24 protein-coding genes are annotated in these 23,097 nt (G+C 66.4%); 8 read left to right on the top strand and 16 right to left on the bottom strand.

The genetic code is table 11. The features are described from left to right. The first annotated feature begins 64 nt into the window (after positions 1-64). The 4 genes from LO787_RS19765 to LO787_RS19750 all read left to right on the top strand — a co-directional run bounded on the left by LO787_RS19765 (position 65) and on the right by LO787_RS19750 (position 3,153). Positions 65-1,021 carry a Vgb family protein gene (locus tag LO787_RS19765; protein WP_232492694.1) on the top strand — a complete coding sequence of 319 codons (957 nt, stop codon included), beginning with the start codon at positions 65-67 and terminating at the stop codon, positions 1,019-1,021. 165 nt (positions 1,022-1,186) lie between these two features. Continuing rightward, positions 1,187-2,125 carry a LysR family transcriptional regulator gene (locus LO787_RS19760; protein WP_232492693.1) on the top strand — a complete coding sequence of 313 codons (939 nt, stop codon included), beginning with the start codon at positions 1,187-1,189 and terminating at the stop codon, positions 2,123-2,125. A 218-nt stretch (positions 2,126-2,343) separates the two neighbouring features. Then, on the top strand, positions 2,344-2,724 hold the full coding sequence (locus LO787_RS19755) for a hypothetical protein (RefSeq protein WP_232492692.1): 381 nt from the start codon (positions 2,344-2,346) through the stop codon (positions 2,722-2,724). Positions 2,725-2,817: 93 nt separating this feature from the next. After that, the gene (locus tag LO787_RS19750; RefSeq protein WP_338045388.1) at positions 2,818-3,153 is read left to right on the top strand and encodes a UrcA family protein; all 336 of its coding nucleotides are present in this window, start codon (positions 2,818-2,820) and stop codon (positions 3,151-3,153) included. Between the two features lie 9 nt (positions 3,154-3,162). Here the strand turns inward: LO787_RS19750 and LO787_RS19745 are convergent, their stop codons facing one another. The 8 genes from LO787_RS19745 to LO787_RS19710 form a co-directional block, all read right to left on the bottom strand. Next, positions 3,163-3,570 carry a Rieske (2Fe-2S) protein gene (locus LO787_RS19745; protein ID WP_232492691.1) on the bottom strand — a complete coding sequence of 136 codons (408 nt, stop codon included), beginning with the start codon at positions 3,568-3,570 and terminating at the stop codon, positions 3,163-3,165. Positions 3,571-3,590: 20 nt separating this feature from the next. Continuing rightward, the gene (locus tag LO787_RS19740) at positions 3,591-4,418 is read right to left on the bottom strand and encodes a dioxygenase family protein (RefSeq protein WP_232492690.1); all 828 of its coding nucleotides are present in this window, start codon (positions 4,416-4,418) and stop codon (positions 3,591-3,593) included. A gap of 8 nt (positions 4,419-4,426) precedes the next feature. Beyond that, positions 4,427-5,485, bottom strand: coding sequence for a maleylacetate reductase (locus LO787_RS19735; protein WP_232492689.1), 1,059 nt, complete (start codon positions 5,483-5,485; stop codon positions 4,427-4,429). 4 nt (positions 5,486-5,489) lie between these two features. Further along, complete coding sequence (locus LO787_RS19730) at positions 5,490-6,986, bottom strand: aldehyde dehydrogenase family protein (RefSeq protein WP_232492688.1); 1,497 nt, start codon at positions 6,984-6,986, stop codon at positions 5,490-5,492. A 12-nt stretch (positions 6,987-6,998) separates the two neighbouring features. Beyond that, entirely contained in the window at positions 6,999-8,381 is a 1,383-nt protein-coding gene (locus LO787_RS19725; RefSeq protein WP_232492687.1) for an outer membrane beta-barrel protein, read from the bottom strand. A 65-nt stretch (positions 8,382-8,446) separates the two neighbouring features. Beyond that, on the bottom strand, positions 8,447-9,475 hold the full coding sequence (locus LO787_RS19720; RefSeq protein ID WP_232492686.1) for a hydroxyquinol 1,2-dioxygenase: 1,029 nt from the start codon (positions 9,473-9,475) through the stop codon (positions 8,447-8,449). 59 nt (positions 9,476-9,534) lie between these two features. Further along, on the bottom strand, positions 9,535-10,047 hold the full coding sequence (locus LO787_RS19715; RefSeq protein WP_232492685.1) for a cupin domain-containing protein: 513 nt from the start codon (positions 10,045-10,047) through the stop codon (positions 9,535-9,537). Positions 10,048-10,292: 245 nt separating this feature from the next. Further along, positions 10,293-11,192, bottom strand: a complete 900-nt coding sequence (locus LO787_RS19710; protein ID WP_232492684.1) for a helix-turn-helix domain-containing protein — start codon at positions 11,190-11,192, stop codon at positions 10,293-10,295. Between the two features lie 208 nt (positions 11,193-11,400). Here LO787_RS19710 and LO787_RS19705 point away from each other — a divergent pair, with 208 nt between their 5' ends. From LO787_RS19705 to LO787_RS19690, 4 genes are all read left to right on the top strand, one after another. Then, positions 11,401-12,051, top strand: coding sequence for a CoA transferase subunit A (locus tag LO787_RS19705; protein WP_420847821.1), 651 nt, complete (start codon positions 11,401-11,403; stop codon positions 12,049-12,051). Next, entirely contained in the window at positions 12,048-12,725 is a 678-nt protein-coding gene (locus tag LO787_RS19700; RefSeq protein ID WP_232492682.1) for a 3-oxoacid CoA-transferase subunit B, read from the top strand. Before LO787_RS19705 ends, LO787_RS19700 begins: the two co-directional genes overlap by 4 nt. After that, the gene (pcaF, locus tag LO787_RS19695; RefSeq protein ID WP_232492681.1) at positions 12,725-13,927 is read left to right on the top strand and encodes a 3-oxoadipyl-CoA thiolase; all 1,203 of its coding nucleotides are present in this window, start codon (positions 12,725-12,727) and stop codon (positions 13,925-13,927) included. The genes LO787_RS19700 and pcaF overlap by 1 nt, the downstream gene beginning before the upstream one ends. Before the next feature lie 67 nt (positions 13,928-13,994). Next, positions 13,995-14,765: an IclR family transcriptional regulator domain-containing protein gene (locus tag LO787_RS19690; RefSeq protein ID WP_232492680.1), complete on the top strand. Its 771-nt coding sequence runs from the start codon at positions 13,995-13,997 to the stop codon at positions 14,763-14,765. A 77-nt stretch (positions 14,766-14,842) separates the two neighbouring features. On the opposite strand, the gene LO787_RS19685 is transcribed toward LO787_RS19690, so the two are convergent. The 8 genes from LO787_RS19685 to LO787_RS19650 all read right to left on the bottom strand — a co-directional run bounded on the left by LO787_RS19685 (position 14,843) and on the right by LO787_RS19650 (position 23,025). After that, positions 14,843-16,126, bottom strand: coding sequence for an MFS transporter (locus LO787_RS19685; RefSeq protein ID WP_232492679.1), 1,284 nt, complete (start codon positions 16,124-16,126; stop codon positions 14,843-14,845). A 131-nt stretch (positions 16,127-16,257) separates the two neighbouring features. Then, positions 16,258-16,965: a YoaK family protein gene (locus tag LO787_RS19680; RefSeq protein ID WP_232492678.1), complete on the bottom strand. Its 708-nt coding sequence runs from the start codon at positions 16,963-16,965 to the stop codon at positions 16,258-16,260. Between the two features lie 100 nt (positions 16,966-17,065). Further along, on the bottom strand, positions 17,066-18,418 hold the full coding sequence (locus LO787_RS19675; RefSeq protein ID WP_232492677.1) for an alginate export family protein: 1,353 nt from the start codon (positions 18,416-18,418) through the stop codon (positions 17,066-17,068). Between the two features lie 79 nt (positions 18,419-18,497). Then, positions 18,498-18,938, bottom strand: a complete 441-nt coding sequence (locus LO787_RS19670) for a DoxX family protein (RefSeq protein ID WP_232492676.1) — start codon at positions 18,936-18,938, stop codon at positions 18,498-18,500. A gap of 1 nt (position 18,939) precedes the next feature. Then, positions 18,940-19,815 carry a glyoxalase gene (locus LO787_RS19665; RefSeq protein ID WP_232492675.1) on the bottom strand — a complete coding sequence of 292 codons (876 nt, stop codon included), beginning with the start codon at positions 19,813-19,815 and terminating at the stop codon, positions 18,940-18,942. A gap of 157 nt (positions 19,816-19,972) precedes the next feature. Continuing rightward, positions 19,973-21,817 (bottom strand): amidohydrolase, encoded by a 1,845-nt coding sequence (locus tag LO787_RS19660; RefSeq protein ID WP_232492674.1) that lies wholly within the window; start codon positions 21,815-21,817, stop codon positions 19,973-19,975. A gap of 92 nt (positions 21,818-21,909) precedes the next feature. Beyond that, entirely contained in the window at positions 21,910-22,164 is a 255-nt protein-coding gene (locus LO787_RS19655; RefSeq protein ID WP_232496374.1) for a DUF1427 family protein, read from the bottom strand. Between the two features lie 24 nt (positions 22,165-22,188). Further along, positions 22,189-23,025 (bottom strand): alpha/beta fold hydrolase, encoded by an 837-nt coding sequence (locus LO787_RS19650; protein ID WP_232492673.1) that lies wholly within the window; start codon positions 23,023-23,025, stop codon positions 22,189-22,191. Between the last annotated feature and the right edge of the window lie 72 nt (positions 23,026-23,097).

Genomic DNA, 23,097 nt, shown 5'->3' with positions numbered 1-23,097 from the left:
GCTGCCGTTCCGGCGACGGGTGAAATTCAAGCTCAACGCTAAAGCTCGAAATAGGGGGAAATCCATGCGCAAGTTCCAGCTTCTCGCCCTGCTGGCGACCACGATCGGCGTGGCCGCGATCGCATCGAGTGCAGGCGCTCAGGAGGCCGAGGTCATCAAGGTGCCCGGCTTCGCGGATTTCCTTGCGGTGGACGGCAAGACCGTGTGGATCACCAACAAGGGCCGGGTGGAGCAGTGGTCCCGCCAGAGTGGTAGTAAGGGGGGCAAGCTCGCCGAAGTGCCCATGAAGCGTCCCTGCGGCGCGATGGCGATCGCGGCGGGCTCGCTATGGTTGGCGGACTGCGAGGAGAAGGCGGTCAAGCGCATCGACGTGAAGACGGCGAAGCTGATCGCGACGATCCCGAGCGGCATCGCCTCCAGCGGCGAACTCAACGTCGTCGCGGGTGACGGCTCGGTCTGGGTCGCCAGCGATAATGAGAAGGGGCTCGTCGCCCGCATCGATCCGGCGACCAACTCGGTCGTGGCCTCGATCCCGGTCGATCCGGGTACGTGGTATCTGACCTATGGCTTCGGCGCGGTCTGGGCGGTGAGCGCTCCGGCGCAGTCGCTCCAGCGCATCGACACCGCGACGAACACCGTCACCGCGAAGATCCCGGTCGGCAAGGAGCCCGGCTTCCTGGCGGCGGGCGAGGGCGGCGTCTGGGTGCAGGAACAGGGCGACGGCACCGTGGCGCGCATCGATCCCGCCACCAATGCCGTATCCGGCCGGATCAAGGTGGGCGACAATCTCAAGTGGGGCGACATCGACACCGGCGCGGGCAAGGTCTGGCTGCGCACCACCGACGATCAGGTCTTCGCGGTGATCGACCCCAGGGCGATGACGGTCGAGGGCCGCTTCGGCAAGGCGGCGGGCAGTGGCGCCTTGCGCTGGACGAAGGCGGGGGTCTGGACCTCGGCGCACGACGAACAGACGCTGACGTGGTGGCCGAAAGCCTCGGTGAAGGCCAAGGCCTCGCAGTGACCAGCCGAGGTGCCGCGCTCTGCGCGTTCGGGGCGGCTCACGTACCTCTCGGTGCCGCTAGGTGCAGTTCAGTACACTCATAAATCGGGTCTATGACCGGCGCCTAAGTCACGCTAGCCTGCGGGCTTGCGCCAGTCCCGGCGCGTCTGGAACAGCAAGCCTCGCATGAGTGACAACCGGCCGTTGACCGACAGCAAGTTCGCCAGCCGGGTCGACTGGAACCTCATGCGCACGTTCGTCGAGATCGTCCGCGCGGGCGGCATCGGCGCGGCGGCGCGCCAGCTCAACAAGCAGCAGCCGAGCATCAGCGCCGCGCTCAAGCGGCTTGAGGATCACGTCGGCGCGACGCTGCTCCACCGCACCGCCTCCGGCGTGGAGATGACGGCGGCGGGCAAGGCGATGATGGCGCTGTGCGAGGACATGCTGGAATCGGCGCGTCTGGTGCCGCACCAGATCGCGCAGGCGACAAGGCGCGTCGAGGGCGTGGTGCGCATCCAGATCGTCTCCGCCGTGATCTCGACCGAGTTCGACGATGCGATCGCCAGTTTCCACCGCCGCCACCCCGACATCCGCATCGAGATCCGCGTCTCCCCCTGGCGGCAGGTGCTCGACGCGCTGGAGCAGGGCGAGGTGGAAGTCGGCATCGGCTACGACAACAGCGTCCACGGCAACCTGATCTACGAGCCGCTCTTCGTGGAGCGCCAGCAACTCTACTGCGCGCGCAGCCACCCGCTGTTCGGCTATCGCATCAGCCAGCCCAAGGAACTGAAGGACGAAGCCTTCGTGCTGACGGGCGAGGACGAGATCGAGATCATCACCCACCTGCGGCGCCGCTACCGCCTCGGCACGCGCGTGACCGGGCTGGCGGAGGACATCAACGAGGCGCGGCGGCTGATCCTGTGCGGCGTCGGCATCGGCTTCCTGCCCATTCCCGCCGTCCGCACCGAAGTGGAGCGCGGCGCGCTCTGGCCGCTGCTGCACGCCGATTTCGAGCCGTCCTACGAGATATTCCTGCTCGCCCGCGCCGAGCCCGAGCGCAACACCGCGACGCAGCTCTTCATCGACGAGGTATTCCGCCGGTTGCGTGCCCTGCCGAGGGCATAGTTTTCATCTATGGGCGACATTGCGAATTCGCACCTGCCGCGATGACCCCTCGCGCATCACTCTTGCGCCCATCAGGCAAGGTGACGGTCGCGGATGAACATCACGTCGGTACTCGATTCGGCAGTCAGAATGGCAGCAACCGCCCTGCGCATCCTGCGCGAAGGGCTGGAAGCCCGGGCAAGGGCGGTCGGTTGCGCTCAACATGGCCGATATCGCGGATGACGGGGGCGCTTGGTCGGGCTGGAATGCTGTGCGGGGCGGTAATACTGGCGGCCGCTTCTCCCGCTGCGATGGCGGCGGCTCAACCCAATACCCGTCTGGTATCCTGCGGTGAATCTGACTGCCTGCAGGTCTCAGGCTATCGCGCCGATCCTCAGGCGCAGGTGCTTGTAAACGGCCATCCGATCGAGGTCGAGGGGCGCAAGGCATGGAAGGCCGTGCTGCCGCTCGATACCGTGCGGGCATGGTCCAGACCCCTCGCACGCAGCATCGATGTTAATATCGGGACGGAGGCTTCGCCAGTCATGCGCGCTCCGCTCCCGATCGGATTGCTCGGCTACTCCAGGGACATCGCGTTCCTGGTGGTCGGAGACAGATAACTCGGCCTTTTCTGCCGATTGTAAATGGCGTCCCTGAACGCTAGGGTCTATGCGGTCGCCGCAGAGTGACCCTCGACATGTGTTCAGGAGACGATGATGAAGATTGGCATTCTGGCGCTGGCCTCGGTCGCCTTCGCCACCACCGCATCTGCGGCAACTTCCGAAAATCCGTTCGCCCGCGAAAAGGCGGTGATCCAGATCCAGGATCTCGACCTCGCCACGACCGAAGGCCAGCGCCGCCTCGCGATCCGCATGGACCAGAGCGCGCGCGCCGTCTGCGGTCAGGACATGGCCGGCGTCCACCTCGCTGCGGAACGCAAGTCGCAGGACTGCCAGGCTGCCGTGAAGTCGGACATCCGCCGCCAGATCGAAAGCCGCATGGCCGCCGCATCGACCGCTTCGGCAAGGCAGTTCGCCCTCGCCCAGTAATCGGCGGCGCTAGCGCTGCCGTGACGTAGCGCCGGTTTCGCCATCGCCGATGCGCAGTATCCCGTCTGTCCCGACCGTCACGGGAACTGCGTCAAGGTGGCTGCCCTCGCACGCGCCGTCGATGCACAGGCCGTCGAGCGGGGAGAAGCGGGCGAAGTGCTGCACGCACAGGATCACGCCGTCGATCATGAACTGATCGGGTTCATGATTGAGCGGCAGTGAGAAATGCGGGCAGAGGTTGAGATAGCCCCGCAGCGCCCCCTCGTGGCGGACCACGAACATGCGGAACATGCTGCGCCCCCGCCCGAACCGGAACTCCCTTGCCCGGCCTTCCGTGATGGCGTCGGCCGGGCAAAGGTCGGTGCCGATTAAAGGCGCGTTGGGCCGCAAGCGCCAGTAGTCGCTGCGGTCACTCACGGGCGCAAGGTTCACCCGGCCTATGCTCCGGCCAGTCGGAAGTCGTAGGCGATGGCCATCCCGTCTTCGTGCGCCGTGGGATGGACGATGAGGTCGGGCTTCACGCCGAACACAGCGTCGCTCGCCAGATAGTCGTCGCCCGCCACGAAGATATGCGTGACCAGTCGGCGATAGCCGGGTGCGCTTATCATGAAGTGGATGTGGGCGGGGCGGTTGGGATGACGCCCCAGCGCGCGCAACATCTTGCCGACCGGGCCGTCGTCCGGGATCGGATAGCTGACCGGCAGCACGGTCTCGAAGCTGTAGCTGCCATCCGCCGCTGAGCGGAAGCTTCCCCTCAGGTGTCCGTCGGGCTGCTCATGATCCTGCACGTCGTAGAGGCCGCAGGGCGCGGTCTGCCAGACTTCGATCAGCGCGCCTTCGATGGGGGTGCCGCTGTCATCGAGGATGAGGCCGGAAACAAGCGTCGGCTCGCCTGCTTCCGGTCGCTTGAGGATGGAGGCCCCGGCGGGCAGTTCGTCCTGCTCACCGGAGTAGAAGGGGCCGAAGACGGTCGACGGGGTCACGGCTTCGCCTCCGTCATGGTTCACTGCATCCACCAGCATCGAGACGCCCAGCGTGTCCGACAGGAGAATGAATTCCTGGCGGGTGCTGCTGCAGATGCCGCCGGTGGCGGTCAGGAATTCGATGGCGGCTGCCCATTCCCCTTCGGTCAGACGCGTCTCGCGGATGACATCGTGGAGGTGCCGAACGAGGACGGTCATGATCTCGCGCAGGCGAGGGTTCGCGGCATCCTTCATCGCGTCGATGACGGAGGTAGTGAGTTCCGGGAATAGGGTTGCGTTCATGGTCTGGCTCATGTGCGGGGCGCTTCGCCGGCCCAGGCGCGCGCGATGAGATCGCGTAGTTCATTTCGGTCGAGCGGCCTCGGATTCCAATAGGCGTTCTCGACCGCCTGATCGGCGGCAACGTCGATGCCGTCCTCGGGCATGCCGATGTCGCGCAGCGATGCCGGGGCATTGACGGCGCGGCCGAGGTCGTAGAGCGCCTGCGCAGGATCGTCCGACTGCAGGGCGTGACGAAGGATATCCATCGCCTCCGGCACGGCGGGTGCGTTGTAGGCGATCGCATGCGGGAGCACGATGGTGTGCGTCTCGGCATGGGGAAGATTGAACGAGCCGCCGAGCGTGTGGCAGAGCTTGTGGTGCAGCGCCATGCCGACCGAACCGAGCACCGTGCCGCACAGCCATGCGCCGTAAAGCGCCTGGCTCCGCGCCTCGATGTCGTCGGGCTTGCGCGCAATCGTCGGCAGGGCATCGGCCAGCGCCTCGATCCCCGCCGCCGCGATCATGCGCATCACCGGGTTGGTGTCCTGCGCGTAGAGCCCCTCCACGGCGTGCGCGATGGCGTTGATGCCGCTCGTTCCCGACATGGCTGCAGGCAGGCCAAGTGTGAGATCCACGTCGTAGATGACAAGCTCGGGCAATACCTTGGGACTCTTGAGCGTCGTCTTGCGGCCGTTCTCGGTCTGGCCGAGGATGGGCGTCATCTCCGATCCGGCATACGTCGTCGGGATCGCGATCTGCGGCAGGTCGGTGCGCAGGGCGATCGCCTTGGCCAGCCCGATGGTCGATCCGCCGCCGAAGGCGACGAGGCAGTCCGCCTGCGCGGTCTCCACTGCCTCCAGTGCCCGCTCCGTCACGTCGACCGGCGTGTGCATGGTTGCACCGTCGAACATGTCGACAATGCAACCGAGGCCTTCGGTCAGCGCACGGGGCTGATCGGCCTGCTGCGGCGTGGAGAGCAGCAGGGCCCGCTTGCCGCCGACCATCGAGACGGCTTCCTCAAGCCGTCCGATCGAGCCCTGACCGAACAGGACGTGGGCGTTCTGGCTGCGATAGGTGAAATCCCGCATGATCTCAGCGCCGATAGAACGGGGGAAGCTTGGCATCGACATTGACCCAGACCGATTTGGGCTGGGTATACTCGCGCATCGCCTCGAAGCCCATCTCGCGCCCGTAGCCGGACATGCCGACGCCGCCGAACGGCGAAGCGGGGTGGACGCGCTTGTAGCAGTTGATCCAGACCATCCCGGCGTGGAGCTGCTTCGCGAACAGATGGGCGCGCGTCAGGTCGTTGGTCCAGAGGCCCGCCCCTAGCCCGTAGTCGGTGCCGTTGGCGATGGCGAGCGCTTCGGCGTCGTCCTTGAAGGTCAGGACGGTGACGAAGGGGCCGAAGACCTCTTCCTGCGCGACGCGGTCGGTGGGCTTCGCCTTGACGATGGTCGGTTCGATGAAGCAGCCCCTGGCGAAGGCCTCGCCCTCGGGAACCTTGCCGCCGGTCAGGATCTCGCCGCCCTGTTCCTTCGCGACATCAACGAAGGAGAGCACGCGCTGCTGGTGCAGGCGCGAGGTGAGCGGGCCCATCTCGGTCTCGGGATCAAGCGGGTCGCCGATGCGGATCGACTTCGCCAGCGCGGTGAAGCGCTCGATCACTTCGTCGGCGATCGATTCATGGACGATCATGCGCGAGCCCGCGATGCAGGCCTGGCCCTGGTTGTGGAAGATCGCGAAGGCCGAGCCGCCGACGGCGGCGGGAATGTTGGCATCGGCGAAGATGATGTTCGGGCCCTTGCCGCCAAGCTCGAGCTGGATCTTCTTGAGGTTCGAGACCGAGGATTCGACGATGCGGCGGCCGGTGGCGGTGGAGCCGGTGAAGGCGACCTTGCCGATGCGCGGGTGCTCGGCGATGCGCTGCCCGGCGGTGTGGCCGTAGCCCGTCACGATGTTGACGACGCCTGCGGGGATGCCGACTTCCATGATGAGCTCGCCGATGCGCAGCGTCGAGAGCGGGGTGATCTCCGAGGGCTTGATGACCACGGTGTTGCCCGCGGCAAGCGCCGGGCCGAGCTTCCAGCTGGTGAACATCAGCGGGAAGTTCCACGGCACGATCGCGCCGACGACGCCGATCGGTTCACGCTCCACGTAGTTCAGGAAACCGGCATCGACCGGTACGACGGTGCCTTCCAGCTTGTCCGCCATGCCGCCGAAGTAGCGGAAGCACAGGGCCGTCCGCGGCACGTCGAGCGAGAGGCAGTCGCGGATGGGGTGGCCGGTGTCGATCGCTTCGAGGCGGGCGAGTTCGGCGGTTTCCGCCTCGATGCGGTCGGCGAGCTTGAGCAGCAGGCGGCCGCGCTCGTGGGCGGGAAGCGCGCGCCAGGCGGGAAGCGCGGCCTCGGCGGCCTCGACGGCACGGTCCACGTCCTGCGCGGTGGCTTCCGCGATGTGGGCGATGATGCTGCCGTCGTAGGGGTTCTCGACCGGGATGGTCGTGCCTGCCGCGCCGTCGACCCATTCGCCGCCGATCAGCAGCCGGGTCTGGATGTTCTTGAGGATCTTGGGGTCATCTAGGGCCATGGTATAGCTCCATCAGAAGAGGAAGAAGACGTTCAGCAGGCCGGTGAGCTGCTGATCCTTGGTGAATTTGTCGAAGAGTTTGCCGGGGCCGTCGTGGACGTCGTAGCGGGCTTCGGCCCGCAGCCTGATGGCCGGGCTGAGCTGATACTCGACATTGCCGGTCGCCGCGTAGACGTCGCCGCCGACGCCGGACCACAGCGCGTGGGCGCCCTTCTCGTCGGTGAACCATTCCGCCCGGCCGTTGAGCGTGAGCTTGTCGGACAGGTTGTAGCGTGCGGCGAGGTTGGCGCCGTACCAGCGGGCCTTCTCGGTGATGGCCCAGGGCACGAAGGCGATATCGCCCGCTTCCTGCTGGCCGTAGCTCGCTTCGAGCGCGACTTGGAACTTCGGGCTGAAGCTGTGGCTGACGGTAAGGAAGCTCGACAGCCTGCCGAGGTACTTGCCGGTCGAACTCAGCGCGAAATAGGGCGAGCCGCCGCGCCCGGGAGCGGGTCCGAAATCGTCCGCACCGTTGCCGTAGATGGCCTCGACGTCGATCCACGTCCGCATGTCGGCGCTGCGCCAGCGCAGGCCGCCGATGAAGTCGAGATCCTTGTTCCGGTTGTCCCAGTCGTTCCAGCCGAGCACGACGCCGTAGTCGACCGAGAAGTGTCCCGCCGGGCCGCTGGCGATGCGCGTCTGGGCGAGGGCGCCGACGTGCTTCGCCGGGCCGTGCTGGAAACCGTAAGTGTGCGTCGCGAACCAGTTCGGCGGGCTGAACGGATAGCCGATGTCGTTCTCAAGCGGCGTCTGGAAGCTTCCCAGCATCACGCTGGTGCCCTTCAGGAACGGCAGGTAGACATCGACGTAGGCCTGCGTGAGCCCGAGCTTCAGATCCTTGTCGCGATCGAAACCGGTGTCGCCGTCCAGTCCCGACAGTTTCAGGAACTGCATGTCCTGCCCGTAGATCGCGGTCACGTTGAAATCGACGGTGACGTGGTCCGGGGTCGGCCCAGGGAACGGTCCAACGCGGTTGTGCAGCGCCGGGGCGGGGCCGAACGAGAACGGCGGACAGGCCCGGCCGCTGCACAGCATCACGCCGAGCTGGTTGAGGTTTACGCCGCGCTCCGTGTTGAAGAAGGCGGCGGGGGATACGTCCTTGCTGTCGTTGGTGGAGGCTATGGCAGAGACCTCTCCCCAGCCGAACAGCATGATCTTGTGCTCTTCCAGCCCGTCGCCGAGCACGGCGCGCGCAAGGGCGCCCGTCGGATTAGGGGCCGGCGCTGCATCGGACGCGGCGGCAGGAGCGGGCGGTCCCGCTGTCTCCGCATTCGTCGTATCCTGTGCTGCGGCCGGAAACGCCATCAGAACTCCAAGGCTCGCACCGACCAGTGCGAGCGAACTGCGCTTCATCATCTTCATCCCCTCCAGGACGGCCCGGCTCGCATGGCCGGGTCCGTTTTTCTTTGTTGTCGCGATGCTCAGAAGGTCACCGGCACCACGGGCGCCGTGCCGTCCGCGATCATCTGCGGAATCTTCGGAGAGCCGTTTTCCCAGACGAGCAGCATGGAGCGCTTGGTCGAATAGCCCTGGTGGCGGATGTCGGCGGGCATGCAGCAGATGTCGCCCGCGCGAGCGGTGACGCGGGCGCGCGGCTTGCCGGATTCCTTGTCCTTCACGTCCCAGACGATCTCGTCGGAAAGCTGGAGGAACCATTCGCAACGATCGTTGCCGTGCTCGACCGGAAGGATGAACTCTTCCGAGGTCGGGCAGAACAGGCTGTCGCCGAGCACTGAGCAGACGCTGGGATTCCACGTCACGTCGGAGCGCGAGAGGTAGCCGAACAGGTTGTAAGCGCTGACTTCCGCTTCGAAACCGGGTTCGGCCTCGACCAGCGGCTGTTCCTGCGCGACGTCGGCGAACTGGCGGTTGACCGGGAAGCCGTTCTCGTCGGTGCGGACGGGGGTGTCGCCAGGAAGGCCGACCATGCGGCGTGCTGTCACGCGCTCGCGGCTGATCGCCTCGTCGTTGTTGCCGTTCTTGACGCCCCAGGGCAGGCCGGTTTCCATCGGGGCGGCGAAGGGATCGTAGCCCTCGACCGTCCAGTCGGAGAGGATGTCCTTGAACACGGCCATCAGCGCGCTGGATTTGAAGCGCTCTTCGTGGTCGCGACCGGCGTTGCGGTAGGCGTCGTTGAAGCGCCCGGCGAACATCGTGACTTCGCCGTAGTGGTTGATGGTGCCGAAGACGTGGTCGAAGTTCACCACGCCGTAGAAGAAGCCCCAGGCGACGTCGCGCATCATCGCGCGCAGGAATGCGTCGATGGGAATGATGTGCGATCCGCCGGGCCAGGTCAGGCGGGCGAAGTACTCGTCACGGGTGAAGGTGAAACCGCCTGCGCGGAAGGCGCGGTATCCGGTTGCGTTGTCGATCGCGAGATGCTCGGTATCCGTGCGGGCAGTGCTGCCTTCGGCGGACGTGGCGGCATCGAGAAGCTCGGTCATGGCCATGATAAATCTCTCCGGTTTGTCGGGATTGCCGGTTGTCGTGATGGCGGACGGAAGGGCCGTCAGGCGGCTTCGGTCTGGCAGATCTCCGCCCACCTCTGGACGGTCACGGCGCCTTCGATGGACTGGAACAGCAGGGCTGCCGGCGTATCGGCGTGGAACCGGTACGCGGCGCCGACGGGCAGGAGCGCCATGTGGCCGCGGCCCAGCACGGCGCGGCCCATCTTGCGGCCTTCCGGGAACTCGTCTGCAAGCGCGACCGCGCCTTCGCTCTCCGGATCGACGTGGGCGTCCGGGTTGGCGAGCTTCAGGAGGTGGACTTCGACGGTGCCGTCCATGCACAGCACGAACTCGTCATGCGCGCAGGTGAACCAGCCGGACGTACCTTCGGCACGGGCGGACTCGATGACGTATTCGAAGTTCTTGCCGACGGCGATCCGCTCGTAGGGCTCGGCATTTGCGGCGACTTCGAAGACGTTGGAGAAAACGTAGTTGCGCGGATCATCGTCGATGATCTCGACACCGCCCTTGCGGTAGTCGGTCAGCGATCCGAATTCGGTGACCACATCGGCCATCTTGGTGCTCCTCTCGTGATTTTCCGGAAACCTTGGGGTTCCTTCGAGTGGAGAAAATCTAGGCCGTGGGCTGCCCGGTGCCCTGCACAAAGGCAGCGTTGTTCTGCACGATTCTGGAGCGGGTCATCGGTTCGGCGCAAGCTGCGCTCAGGTGGCGGATCGCCGAGGTACAGGCGCGCGTAAACGGCACCGGGAGCAATCTCCCGGTGCCGTTTACGGATTGTTCAATGGCGTGTACGCAAGCGCTAGAGGCGCAGCGCGCGGCGGTATGCGGCGGGCGTCGTGCCCTGTTGCCGCCCGAACAGCCGCGTCAGGTGCTCCTGATGGCTGAAGCCGCACCGGAAGGCGATTTCGGCGATCGACAAGTCCCCGGCCAGCAGATGGCGAGCCCGCGCCACGCGCTTCTCGATAAGGTACTGGTGCGGGGCCTTGCCGGTGGTGCGCTTGAACTGCCGGGCGAAGTGGATCGGGCTGAGCCCGGCCGCTTCGGCCAGATCGTCGATGCTGAGCGATTCTTCCATCCGCTCCTGGATCACGTCGTCCACCGCTTCCATCTGGCGATGGCTGAGGCCGGTGATGCGTGGCAGTTCGGCCTGCAGCCCGGTCGAGTGATGGCGCACGATCTGGGCCGCCAGCAAGCGCGCCACGCCATCCGCGAAGAAGTCCGACTGGTTGTCCGCCATCATGCCGCAGGCCATGCGCGCCAGTTGCTCGATCAGCGGATCGCGCTCGCCGAGGCGTGGCAGGAATTCCACCTTGTCGGGATCGCCCTTGCACAGTTCCTCCGCCGCCGCGCGGATCAGGCTGCGGCGCACGTAGAGGTGGACGGTCTCCAGCGGGGCAAGAAGCGACACGCCGAAATCGCGGTCGGGCGGTAGCACGAACAGGCCGCCCGCAGCGATCCGCTGCTGGTCCTGCTCACCGCTCAGGCTGCGCTCGACCCTGACCGGGCCGGAGAGATGCACGATTATCAGATGGTCGTCCCGACCGTCGAACCTTGCGGTGTAGGGGCGCTCGAACTGGTGGGAGGCATAAAGCGAGTGCCAGCCGAGCGCGTCGCTCGACTGCACGATCCGGTGCTCCGGCCGCATCAGGATTCCGTGCGTCTGCGTCACCTGAAAGGCGTCTGCAGGACGTGTTTGCATTTCCGCTCTCCCGGGCGCTGCGGTGCCGTTGCGGCTTTTCTGCCGACTGGTCCCGCCTTGCGCGACTCAGTTGACGACCTCAAGCCCTGCTTATAAGTTGAACGATAAACATACTCAATACACGATAATCGTTCAATGGAGGCGGATAGTGCCAAGCAAGATATTCGAAAGCCCCGAGGCCGCGCTTGCGGGCGTCCTGTTCGACGGGATGACCATCATGTCGGGGGGCTTCGGGCTTTCCGGCAATCCCGAAAGCCTGATCCCGCAGATCAGGGCGGCGGGGGTCAAGGATCTCACCGTGATCTCGAATAATGCCGGCGCGGACGGCTTCGGGCTCTGGATGCTGCTGGAAAGCCGACAGGTGAAGAAGATGATCTCGTCCTACGTCGGCGAGAACAAGCTGTTCGAACAGCAGTACCTGTCCGGCGAGCTTGAGCTGGAACTGAACCCGCAGGGGACGCTGGCGGAGCGCATCCGCGCCGGTGGCGCCGGGATCCCGGCCTTCTACACCGCCACGGGCGTCGGCACGGTGGTCGCGGAAGGCAAGCCGGTCGAGGAGTTCGAGGGCAAGCCCTATGTGCGCGAGACGTGGCTGCGCGCCGACCTTGCGATCATCAAGGCGTGGCGCGCGGATCCGGCGGGCAACCTCATGTTCCGCAAGACCGCGCGGAACTTCAATCCGAACATGGCGACCGCCGCAAAGGTGACGGTGGTCGAAGTCGAAGAGATCGTCGAGGCGGGCTCCTTCGATCCCGACACGATCCACACGCCCGGCATCTACGTCGACCGGATCGTGATTTCGACTGTCAACGAAAAGCGCATCGAGAAGTTGACGACGCGCGAGCGGGAGAGTGCATGATGACTGACGCGACCAAGGGCTGGACCCGCGACCAGATGGCCGCGCGCGCCGCGCGTGAACTGCAGGATGGCTACTACGTGAACCTGGGCATCGGTATCCCGACGCTCGTGGCGAACTACGTTCCCGAAGGGATCGAGGTCACGCTGCAGTCGGAAAACGGCATGCTCGGCATGGGCCCGTTTCCCTTCCCGGACGAGGTCGATCCCGATCTCATCAACGCGGGCAAGCAGACGATCACCCAGTTGCCGACCTCCAGCTTCTTCTCGTCGGCGGACAGCTTCGCGATGATCCGCGGCGGCCACATCGACCTTACCGTTCTGGGCGCCATGGAAGTCTCGGCGACCGGGGACATCGCCAATTGGACGATCCCGGGCAAGATGGTGAAGGGCATGGGCGGTGCGATGGACCTCGTCGCCGGGGTCAAACGCGTCGTCGTCGTGATGGAGCATTGCAACAAGCACGGCGTCTCCAAGATCCTTGAGGAATGCACCTTGCCGTTGACCGGGCAGAAGGTCGTCGATCTGATCGTCACCGACCTTTGCGTGCTGGCGTGCGACAAGGCGGCCGGGGGCCTGACCCTCGTTGAACTGGCGCCGGGGATCACGGTCGAGGAGGTCGTCGCGAAGACCTCCGCCGCTATCGACGTCTCGGCCTTCGAAGCGGAGGCGGTGTGATGGCGGAGGCTTTCATCTGCGATGCCGTCCGTACCCCCATCGGCAGGTTCGGCGGTGCGCTTGCCCCGGTGCGCGCGGACGACCTCGCCGCGATCCCGATCAGGGCGCTGTTGCAGCGCAATCCCGGCCTTGACCCCGCGCTGATCGACGAAGTGTTCCTCGGCTCGGCCAATCAGGCGGGCGAGGACAACCGCAACGTCGCGCGCATGGCGGGGCTGCTGGCCGGGCTTCCGGTCGACGTTCCCGGCACCACGATCAACCGTCTGTGCGCCAGCGGTGCGGATGCCGTGGGCTGCGCCGCGCGGGCCATCGTCGCCGGACAGATCGACCTTGCGATTGCAGGCGGCGTGGAAAGCATGACGCGGGCGCCGCTGGTCATGGCCAAGTCCGACCGCGCATGGTCGCGGACCCCGAAGATCGAGGACACCACGATCGGATGGCGCTTCGTCAATCCGGCGATGAAGGCCGCCTATGGCGTCGATTCGATGCCGGAAACCGGCGAGAACGTCGCGCAGGACTTCGGTATCAGCCGAGAGGATCAGGACGCGTTCGCGTTGAGGAGCCAGCAGCGCACTGCGACCGCGCAGGACTCCGGCTACTTCGCGGAGGAGATCGTCCCGGTGACCATCGCGGGGCGAAAGGACGATGTCGTCATCGACAGGGATGAGCATCCGCGTCCGGAAACGACCGCAGCCGCGCTGGCCGGGCTCAAGCCGATCGTCCGCCCCGACGGGACCGTGACGGCCGGAAACGCGTCGGGGGTGAACGACGGCGCGGCGGCGATGCTGATCGCTTCCGAAGCTGCGGCCAGGGCCCATGGCCTGACGCCGCGCGCGCGCATCCTCGGCATGGCGACCGCCGGTGTCGAGCCGCGCGTGATGGGCATCGGTCCCGTGCCTGCCAGCAAAAAGCTGCTTGCGCGGCTGGGGCTCGGCATCAATGACTTCGACCTCATCGAGATCAACGAGGCGTTCGCCAGCCAGGTCATCGCCTCGATGCGGGCCCTCGGCGTCGATCCCTCGGACGAGCGCCTGAATCCGAACGGCGGCGCGATTGCGCTCGGGCACCCGCTGGGCATGTCCGGCGCGCGCCTCGTGCTGACGGCGGCGCATTCGCTCGAGAAGACCGGTGGGCGTCGTGCGCTGGTGACGATGTGCATCGGCGTGGGTCAGGGGCTTGCACTGGCCATCGAACGCGTCTGATGCTCTGGACATCGACCGCGCTGCGCGGCATGCCCCCGACCGTCGAAGAGCGGGGGTAAGTACACGAATGAGCGGATCGGATCCCGATTTCATGCAGTCCCTCGCGCGGGGGCTGCATGTGCTCGAAGCGTTCAGGGAACTGGGCTCGGGCCAGTCCATCGCCAGTCTCTCGGGCCATACCGGCCTTCCGCGCGGCGTAGTCGTGCGATGCCTGCATACGCTGACGGAACTCGGCTACGTCGGCCGGCGGGACCGGCAGTTCCATGTGCTGCCCGCCGTTCTGCGACTGGCGGACGCGTACCTGTCTGACCGCTCCCTGTCCGCCCTCGCGCAGCCGATCCTCGAGGGATTGCGCGACGAGGTGGAGGAATCCTGCTCGCTGGCCGTGCTGGAGGGCGCGGAGATACTCTACGTCGCGCGTGCCTCGCGCAGCCGCATCATGTCCATCGGCCTGCACGTCGGATCACGGCTGCCCGCCTGGTGTACCTCGATGGGCCGCGTGCTGCTGGCCGCGAAAGCCCCGGAGGAGCGGGACGGGCTCATTCCGGGCGACCCCTTGCCCCGTCTGACCTCGAACACGGTGCCGGACAGGGCGGCGCTTGAGGGGGTGCTGCAAGGCGTGCTGCGGGACGGGTACTCCATCGTCGATCAGGAACTGGAGATCGGCCTCCGCTCGATCGCGGTGCCGGTGAAGGACGAGACCGGTGTGACCGTAGCAGCACTGAACGTGGGCACAAACGCGCTTGAGCGCAGCCTCGACGAACTCAGGCAGGACGTTCTGCCGCCTCTGGTCAGGGCTGCGGCGGGGCTCGGCAGGCAGGTCGCCTCCGCGCGCTGAACGAATCCTTGCACGCAAGAAAAAGGGGGAGCGGATTGTCGTCCGCTCCCCCTTTTTCTGTTTCGGTGATCGTGGGCTCAGCTCTTCGCGGCCAGCTTGCGCGGGGCGGTTTCCCGCAGGAAGAACATGAGCACCACGCCGACCGATAGGCCGCCAAGCGCGAGATAGAGCATCGACTGGATGCCGTAAGTCGCGATCAGGTAGCCCGCGACTACCAGTGCGAGGCCGCCGCCGAACACTTCGCCGACGCCGATGATGAGGCCCGCCGCGGTCGAGACCATGCCCTGCGGCGCGGATTCGGCCGCGATCGGGCCGGAGATCAGCGAGAGGAGCCCGAAGCTGCATACCGTCGCCCCGAACAGCGTGGCGAACAGCGGCAGGGTGGACGCGCCGGTGTTGATGAACAGGAAGACGAAGATCGCGCCGCCGAGGAAGCCGAGGATCGCCATGGGACGACGGCCGAAGATGTCCGACAGCGTCGGCAGAACCCACTGGCCCGCGAAGCCGCCGAAGCCGATGGCCGAAGCTGCCGATGCCGCTGCCCATGAATCGAGGTGGAGGTGCTCGGTCAGGTAGAGCGGGGCGAAGGCGGCCAGCGTGAAGATGCCACACATCGCGCACAGCAGGCCGAGCATGCCTATGCGCACGTTGCGGACCTTGAGCACCTGTCCGATCGAGGCGCTCGGCTCGGCGTGCTGTCGGGTGGCGTCAGTGCCGGTCGTCGGCGCCTTGCGGTCGCGGATGTAGATCCAGATGAGCGCGCTCAGGATGAGGCCGGGCACCGTCACCAGCAGGAACACCCCGCGCCAGGTGGTGAAGCTCAGCAGCCAAGTGGCGATGAAGGGGCCGAAGCCAAGGCCGAACAGGGCGAACATGCTCTGCTGCAACCCCTGGTTGAAGCCGATGCGCGACGGCTTGGAGGCTTCGGCGACCGCAGCGAAGCTGGTCGGGCAGAACGCGCCTTCGGCAACACCCATCATGCCGCGGATCATCAGCAGGCTCATGAAGCCTCCGGCGAGGCCGGAGATGCCCGATGCCAGCGAGAAGAAGATGAGCGACGGGATCAGCACCTTGCGTCGCCCGATCCGGTCGGAAAGGCTGCCGAGGAAGACCGCCGCGATGCCCCAGGTGATGCCGAGGACGGCGATCAGCAGCCCGAACTTGTCAGGCCCGAAGCCCAGATCCTTGAGAATGTGCGGTGCCAGCGGCGCGATGATCCAGCGGTCGAGGCCGACCAGTCCGAAGCCGAGGCTCAGGAGGGTGACGGCCACCCATTCGTAGTTGCCGCCGATCTTGTCGCCTTCCATGGCGATGCCTGCGTCGATCGCGGGCGCGTGAGTTGATGTGGCTACCCCAGCCATGATGCGTCTCTCCCGTGCATGCCGATTTTTCAGCGTGTGTAGGAGGGAAGCATGGCTGGGGCGGCGGCGGGGCGTCCTGCATGTTTCTAGCGTTGTTATGCATGTTTCGCCGCGCCGCCGGGCGCCGTGTTTCAGGCCTCGCGCGGCGTCGCAGCGGCGGGATCGCGCAGGAACAGCAGCGTCGCGCCGAGGACGAGCGCCCCGGCCAGAGCCAGCGGCAGCGCCAGCCCGCCATGCATCAGCAGCAGCGCGCCGATTGCCGCGCCAAGGAAGATCGAGGCGACGGAACCGAAGCGTCGCGCGAAGTTGGGCGTCCTGCCTCCGGTATGGTCGGCGGCGATGCCGGTGATGGTGAGGGTCAGCACCGTCGTCGTCAGGTCGGGCACCTTGAGTTGCCGCACCGTCGCATTGCGCAGGCCCATCGCGAAGCCGGTGAGGGCGATGACGGCCATCACTCCCGCCTGTGGCGCCTGAGCCGCGACGTCTATGCCGAGGGCGATCAGCGCGGCGATCCACAGCAGCGTGGCTTCGGCCAAGGCCGCCCACATCAGCCAGCGACCGAGCGGCCGGGCGGAATGGGCCCGACCCAGATGGCCGGCTCCCCAAGCGCCGACCATGAACGCCACCAGCGCCAGCACCGAAGGCAGCACCTTGAACCCGGGCGTCCCGGCAGCGGCAAAGCCGAGGAACACGACGTTACCGGTCATGTTGGCCGTGAAGACCTTGCCGAGTCCCAGCACCGAGGCGGCATCGACGAGGCCGGTGGTCGCGGACAGGATCAGCAGCAGGCGCGGAAGGGTGGAGGACTTGGCCGGGGCGGGCGTGGAAGTGGCGGACATGGGCGATCTCCTGAGTGACTGACCTCGTTCTATCGTGCGGCGTCTGGCCGGGTTATCCGAATAAAGTCTGTCGATCCGTTCGATGGATCCGAAAAGCACGTCAGAACCGGAAATTGCTTTCGAGGCCGAGCATGTGGATGGTCCGGGCCGCTCCGGTCGCGCGAATGAAGGCGCCAGGCGCGAAGGCCGAGATGGACGCGGACAGTTCCAGTTCGGCGGTCGCCTGCCACGCGACGGTCGCCTCGACTTCCTTGCCGATGAAGCGGGCGCGGCTGTCTCCGGGTGCGCGGATCAGGTTGCCGGGGATGTCGTAGATCCCGTCACGGCGCGACTGCCGCCAATAGGCCGCTGCCGCCACGCTGGCCGAGACCGTCGGCGCGAGTTGCAGTCCCACGGTCGGGTGCAGGTTCATGATGTTATAGGGGCCGACCGGAGAGAGTTCGCCGAAGTACTTGCCCTTGGGAAACAGCGCGTTGAACGTGCCGAGCCGACCGTCGCCGGGATCACGGTCGCCGCTGACCATGTTCGCGCGCAGCGTCACATCGGGCGAGAGCGGCAGATCGGGGAAGGCGTGGCCGACCTCGGTTCCCACGGTCCAGGCCGAGATCACGCCGCCCCCTGATCCCTTGGCAAAGTGGCCGAACTGGTAGACGCCCTCGACGTTCCAGTGCCAGTCGCCGCGGACGGCATGCCAGCGCGCGCCGAGGCTGTGCCGCGTCTCGCCGCCTTCGCGTCCGCTCCAGCGGGCACTGTCGTTGCGGTAGCCGAGGTAGTAGAGATCAAGCTCCGGCATCGCCGCATAGCCGCCCCACAGCGCCTTCTGCGAAGATGTGCGGTCGTCGAAGCTGCCTTTGCCCGGCTGGACGGGACGCACGGCGAAGAGGCTGACCTTGGCGGCGCCGACCGCCACGTTCGCGCGAACGCCGTCGAAGGCGAGCGGTACGTTCGGGCCATAGCGGGTGCCGATCAGCCTTTCGGTGCCGAGCGACAGCATCTGCCGCCCCGCGCGCAGGGTCACCGGGCCGAAGTCCGCTTCGGCGAAGCCTTGCAACAGATCCACGCCCGTCTCGTCCACCGGGCCGGGTGATGGCGCGACCCCGCGCGAGGTTGCGGCGATGGGCTGCACGAAAGCCCTGAACCGGCGGACGTGGAGGTCCGCATAGGGCAGGGCGCGCAGCCAGAGGTAGCCGTCGTCGGGCGCATCGGCGTCGCCCCAGAGGTTGTCGTCGAAGTTCTCGCTGCGGGCACGCAGTTCGATGCCGGTGGAGAGCCAGGCGTCGTCGCCCAGCGGAATGTATTTGAACGGCCCGGTCCAGTGGTGGCTGCGCTTCTCGGCGTCGGCGAGGTCGGACCAGTCTTCGTCGTAGCGCGTGATGGTAAGGGTGGGCGCTTCCCAGGCCTCCTTGGGCGCGGCGAGCGCGGTCTGGGGGAGGAGGGCCGCCAGCGTCGTCATTGCGAGCGAAGCGAAGCAATCCCGGGCGAGATTGCTTCGCTTCGCTCGCAATGACGATGAGGGGGAGGGAACGGCGCGCTCACGCACCGTCCTTCCCCTTTCGCGTCAGCATCGCGACGAGGATGAACCCGCCGACGAGGCCCATGTGCTCGAAGAAGGCGTTCGTGGCGCCGAAGCGCTCCGGCCCCTCGGGCATCGCCCAGAAGGCGTTGGCCACCAGTGCCGCGAAGAAGGTGAAGACACCCAGCATCCCCGCGCCCAGCCAGACGAGGCGACCCGCCAGAACAAGGAACGCGCCGATCACTTCGACGGCGATGGTGAGCGCGGCCCACAGGGCGGAAGGGGTGAGGCCGAAGTGGGCCTGCTCCGCCACCGCTGCGGGCCAGTCGCCCAGCTTGTGCACGCCGCCGACGATATAGGCGCTGACCAGCAGCAGGCGGGCGAGAAATCCGGTGGGGGTGAAGTCCAGCACCTTGCCGACAAGGGAAGGCGTGCGGTCGATCCGAAGGAGGCTGGTCATGTCACTCGCCCTGATGGATTTCGGCGACGTAGCCGCCGGGGAAGCGCACGATGGCGCTCTGGCGCTGTCCCGTCGTGAATGGCGCGACGAGGGTTTCGACGCCGGCTGTCGTGGCTTTGGCCAGCGTGGCGGCAAGGTCGCTCACCGCGTAGCCGGTCATGTCGCGGCCATAGGGCCAAGGCAGTTGTCCGTCGGAGACGAAGACCACCATCCTGCCGTAACCGCTTTCGATGGCGACGCGGCGGATGGTCTTGCCGGGCTGACCGATCTCGGCGCCCGAAGCGGCCTTGTCGTCGGACGTGACCTTGCCGTGCGCGTAGCCGGTCCAGCTCTTCACGAAGGCGTCGGCGGCGTCGGGCGTCAGGTAGACGCGGTTCTCCGGCACGCTGGCGAGCGGCGCGTAGTTGGGCTTGGCGGTGTGCCAGTAGATCTGCATGTTCACGCCGCCCGGCCACTGCACCACGGAATCGCGCCCGATCGGATCGGGGAAGGTCGCGATCCGCCGCACCGCTCCGTGCTTGACGGCTGAAGCCACCGCCGCGTCGATGTCGGTGACGAGGTAGCCGGTGCGCTCGTCGCCGAAGGGGTAGGGGATCGGCGTCTTGAAGCCGAAGACCGAGACGGTGCCCGAAGGCGTCAGCACCAGCTGCGACTTGGTGAGGCTTTTCGTCGGCGTGACCTGGAATTCGCCCTGCTTGCTGGTGGTGCCGCCGAAGGTCGCCACGAAGCTGGCGATGAAAGTGTCGAACTGGTCCTGCGGCACATAGACGTGGGTGGTGTCGTACTGCGCTCCGACCGAATAATCCGTGGTTTCAGCTGCGAAGGCCGGCGTTGTCGTGAGAACGGCTGCTGCGATGAGGAAGGTGAAGCGCTTCATCGGGTGGCTCCTTGAGGTCGAGTTTCATCGTCGTCTGGAACCAGTCCGCCTTCAGGTCAGCGGCTGGTCCAGAACGGTTTAGGCCTTCATCGAACTCCCAACGATCCGAATAAAATCGTCTGGTCTGTTCGATATTCTAGAAAACTTATGCCTCGGCCTATACGGCCCAGCAGCCGCAGCCGAGCGATCCCCAGAACGTCTGGACATCGGCGGCGGGGACGTTCGCCCCCAGCGCGGCGGCATGGTCGTGGCCGTGGACGCCGCAGCTGCTCGCGCAGCCGCAGGCCGAGGCCAGCTTCTGCTTCGCTTCCGGCGTCTGGTAATAGCCACCGAACGTCGCGACCGGCGACCAGTCCGGCATCGGGCGCGGCAGTTCCGGGGCGAGCGGGGCGAAGTCGCCGTCGCCATGGACCACCTTGCCGCCCAGCATCGTCAGGATCGAGCGGATGTGGACGATCTCGTTGTCCGGCACGGCGAAGTAGTCGTCGGATAGGAGCGCGAGGTCGGCCAGCTGGCCTGCCTTGATCTGGCCCTTCTTGCCCACTTCGGTGGAGAACCAGGTGTTCTCGTGAGTCCACATGCGCAGCGCCTTCTCGCGGCTGACGCGGTTGTCGCCGCGATAGAGCGAAAGGCCGCCCACGGTGCGCCCGGTGACGAGCCACGAGAGCGAGACCCACGGGTTGTAGCTGGCGACGCGGGTGGCGTCGGTGCCTGCGCCCACCGGGATGCCGGCGGCGATCATGCGGGCGATCGGCGGGGTGCGTTCGGCGGCCTTGGCGCCATAGCGTTCGACGAAGTATTCGCCCTGATAGGCCATGCGGTGCTGCACGGCGATGCCGCCGCCGAGCGCGGCGATGCGGTCGATGTTGCGGTCGCTGATCGTCTCGGCATGGTCGAAGAACCAGTTGATGCCCTGCAGCGGGATGTCCTTGTTGACCTTCTCGTAGACGTCGAGGGCGCGGCCGATCGTCTCGTCATAGGTGGCGTGCAGACGCCAGGGCCAGCGGTTCTCGGCGAGCAGGCGGATGACGGGTTCGAGATCGCCTTCCATGCTCGGCGCCATGTCGGGGCGGGGCTGGCGGAAATCCTCGAAATCGGCGGCGGAATAGACGAGCATCTCGCCCGCGCCGTTGTGGCGATAGGTGTCGTCGCCCTGTCCCGGCGTGACCTGCTTGGCCCAGCCCGCGAAGTCCGCCAGTTCCTCCTTCGGCTTCTGGGTGAACAGGTTGTAGCTGATGCGCACGGTCAGTTGGTCTTCGGCGTGCAGCTTCTCGATGATGTCATAGTCGTCGGGATAGTTCTGGAAGCCGCCGCCCGCGTCGATCACGCCGGTCACGCCCAGCGCGTTGACCTCGCGCATGAAGTGACGGGTGGAATTGAGCTGGTATTCGGGCGGCAGCTTGGGGCCCTTGGCCAGCGTCGAATAGAGGATCGTCGCGTTGGGCTGGGCGAGCAGCAGACCGGTGGGATTGCCCGCGCTATCGCGAATGATCTCGCCGCCCGGAGGGTTCGGGGTGTCCTTGGTGTAGCCCACCACCCGCAGCGCTGCGGCGTTCAGCAGCGCGCGGTCGTAGAGGTGCAGGATGAACACCGGCGTGTCGGGCGCGACGGCGTTGAGTTCCTGGATCGTCGGCAGGCGCTTTTCGGCGAACTGGTGCTCGGTGAAGCCGCCGACCACGCGGACCCACTGCGGCGCGGGGGTGTTGTCGACCTGCTTCTTGAGCATTGCCATCGCTTCGGACAGGCTGGTCACGCCGTCCCAGCGCAGCTCCATGTTGAAGTTGAGGCCGCCGCGGATGATGTGCATGTGGCTGTCGATTAGGCCCGGGATCAGGCGATGGCCCCTGGCGTCGATCACGGTCGCCTCGGGAGCCGCCGCGCGGACCTCCTGCTCGCTGCCCACGGCGAGGAACCTGCCGTCGCGGATCGCCACGGCTTCGGCCTGCGGATTTTCGCGGTCGAGGGTGGTGATCTTGGCGTTGACGATGATGGTGTCGGTCACGGACTTTTCCTTGGATCGGGTCGCTCTGGCAGCGAGGGCAGAGGGAAGGAGCGACATGGCCGTCGCTCCCAGCAGGGTGTTGCGGCGGGTAATCATGCGTCGCGCTTTTCGGCGTCATCGCCCGGAAGGCGGCCGAGAACGTGGTCGCGACACTCGGTCATGACGAACTCGGCGACGTCCTTCTTCGCAATGATCCTGCCGGCGAGCGGGATGATCTGTTCGCCGAGCAGGATGCCCAGCAGGCCGATCAGCGCGATCGTCGGCGGGGCGGGCGAACGGACGCCGAGGAGACTGTAGACGATGCCCACCAGCAGTCCGGCGGCGAGCGAGAGAAGGTAGGGTTTCATCATTGGTCTCCCCGGCGTTGTCGATCAGCTGCGCACGAAGGCGAGCAGGTCGGGGTTGATGGTGTCGGCGTTCACGGTGAGCATGCCGTGCGGGAAGCCCTCGTAGATCTTGAGGGTCGCGTTCGGCAGGATCTCGGCCTGGAGGACGCCCGCGTTCTTGTACGGCACCACCTGGTCGTCATCACCGTGGAGGACGAGGGTGGGCACGGTGATGGCGGTCAGGTCGTCGGTCTGGTCGGTTTCAGAGAAGGCCTTGATGCCCTCGTAGTGGGCCTTGGCGCTGCCCATCATGCCCTGACGCCACCAGTTGTCGATGACCGGTTCGAGCACCTTGGCGCCTTCGCGGTTGAAGCCGTAGAAAGGACCGGCGGCGACATCGCGGAAGAACTGGGCGCGGTTGGCGGCGAGGGCGGAGCGCAGGCCGTCGAACACCTCGATCGGCAGACCGCCCGGATAACGCTCCGTTTTCAGCATGATAGGCGGCACGGCGCTGACCAGAACGGCCTTGGCGACGCGGCCCTGCGGGATGCCGTAGCGGGCGACATAGGCCGCCACTTCGCCGCCGCCGGTGGAGTGGCCGATGTGCACGGCATTGCGCAGGTCGAGGTGCTCCATCACCGCCGCCGCATCGGCCGCGTAATGCGCCATGTCGTGCCCGTCGCTGACCTGTGCGGAGCGGCCGTGGCCGCGGCGGTCGTGGGCGATCACGCGGTATCCGTTGGCCAGGAAGAACAGCATCTGCGTGTCCCAGTCATCCGACGAAAGGGGCCAGCCGTGGTGGAAGACGATCGGCTGCGCGTCCTTCGGACCCCAGTCCTTGTAGAAGATTTCGACGCCGTCAGAAGTGGTTACGTAAGCCATTATGGATAACTCCTAGGGGTGTACTGAACGGCACCGAACAGCACAGAGAGGTGACAGGGAGGTACTTGGCAG

It is taken from the genome of Novosphingobium kaempferiae, from assembly GCF_021227995.1.
Lineage (GTDB): Bacteria > Pseudomonadota > Alphaproteobacteria > Sphingomonadales > Sphingomonadaceae > Novosphingobium > Novosphingobium kaempferiae.
Note: the sequence above shows the minus strand (reverse complement) of the source record. Positions and strands in the feature narration are given on the sequence as shown.

Excerpts from the sequence above, each read along its gene's own strand:
- LO787_RS19670 (WP_232492676.1), bottom strand. The coding sequence starts at position 18,938 with ATGACCAGCCTCCTTCGGATCGACCGCACGCCTTCCCTTGTCGGCAAG.
- LO787_RS19755 (WP_232492692.1), top strand. The coding sequence starts at position 2,344 with ATGACGGGGGCGCTTGGTCGGGCTGGAATGCTGTGCGGGGCGGTAATA.
- LO787_RS19760 (WP_232492693.1), top strand. The coding sequence starts at position 1,187 with ATGAGTGACAACCGGCCGTTGACCGACAGCAAGTTCGCCAGCCGGGTC.
- LO787_RS19690 (WP_232492680.1), top strand. The coding sequence starts at position 13,995 with ATGAGCGGATCGGATCCCGATTTCATGCAGTCCCTCGCGCGGGGGCTG.
- LO787_RS19715 (WP_232492685.1), bottom strand. The coding sequence starts at position 10,047 with ATGGCCGATGTGGTCACCGAATTCGGATCGCTGACCGACTACCGCAAG.
- LO787_RS19710 (WP_232492684.1), bottom strand. The coding sequence starts at position 11,192 with ATGCAAACACGTCCTGCAGACGCCTTTCAGGTGACGCAGACGCACGGA.
- LO787_RS19675 (WP_232492677.1), bottom strand. The coding sequence starts at position 18,418 with ATGACGACGCTGGCGGCCCTCCTCCCCCAGACCGCGCTCGCCGCGCCC.
- LO787_RS19650 (WP_232492673.1), bottom strand. The coding sequence starts at position 23,025 with ATGGCTTACGTAACCACTTCTGACGGCGTCGAAATCTTCTACAAGGAC.
- LO787_RS19750 (WP_338045388.1), top strand. The coding sequence starts at position 2,818 with ATGATGAAGATTGGCATTCTGGCGCTGGCCTCGGTCGCCTTCGCCACC.
- LO787_RS19720 (WP_232492686.1), bottom strand. The coding sequence starts at position 9,475 with ATGGCCATGACCGAGCTTCTCGATGCCGCCACGTCCGCCGAAGGCAGC.
- LO787_RS19730 (WP_232492688.1), bottom strand. The coding sequence starts at position 6,986 with ATGGCCCTAGATGACCCCAAGATCCTCAAGAACATCCAGACCCGGCTG.
- LO787_RS19725 (WP_232492687.1), bottom strand. The coding sequence starts at position 8,381 with ATGATGAAGCGCAGTTCGCTCGCACTGGTCGGTGCGAGCCTTGGAGTT.
- LO787_RS19700 (WP_232492682.1), top strand. The coding sequence starts at position 12,048 with ATGATGACTGACGCGACCAAGGGCTGGACCCGCGACCAGATGGCCGCG.
- LO787_RS19655 (WP_232496374.1), bottom strand. The coding sequence starts at position 22,164 with ATGAAACCCTACCTTCTCTCGCTCGCCGCCGGACTGCTGGTGGGCATC.
- pcaF (WP_232492681.1), top strand. The coding sequence starts at position 12,725 with ATGGCGGAGGCTTTCATCTGCGATGCCGTCCGTACCCCCATCGGCAGG.
- LO787_RS19685 (WP_232492679.1), bottom strand. The coding sequence starts at position 16,126 with ATGGCTGGGGTAGCCACATCAACTCACGCGCCCGCGATCGACGCAGGC.
- LO787_RS19665 (WP_232492675.1), bottom strand. The coding sequence starts at position 19,815 with ATGAAGCGCTTCACCTTCCTCATCGCAGCAGCCGTTCTCACGACAACG.
- LO787_RS19765 (WP_232492694.1), top strand. The coding sequence starts at position 65 with ATGCGCAAGTTCCAGCTTCTCGCCCTGCTGGCGACCACGATCGGCGTG.
- LO787_RS19735 (WP_232492689.1), bottom strand. The coding sequence starts at position 5,485 with ATGCGGGATTTCACCTATCGCAGCCAGAACGCCCACGTCCTGTTCGGT.
- LO787_RS19680 (WP_232492678.1), bottom strand. The coding sequence starts at position 16,965 with ATGTCCGCCACTTCCACGCCCGCCCCGGCCAAGTCCTCCACCCTTCCG.
- LO787_RS19740 (WP_232492690.1), bottom strand. The coding sequence starts at position 4,418 with ATGAACGCAACCCTATTCCCGGAACTCACTACCTCCGTCATCGACGCG.
- LO787_RS19705 (WP_420847821.1), top strand. The coding sequence starts at position 11,401 with ATGACCATCATGTCGGGGGGCTTCGGGCTTTCCGGCAATCCCGAAAGC.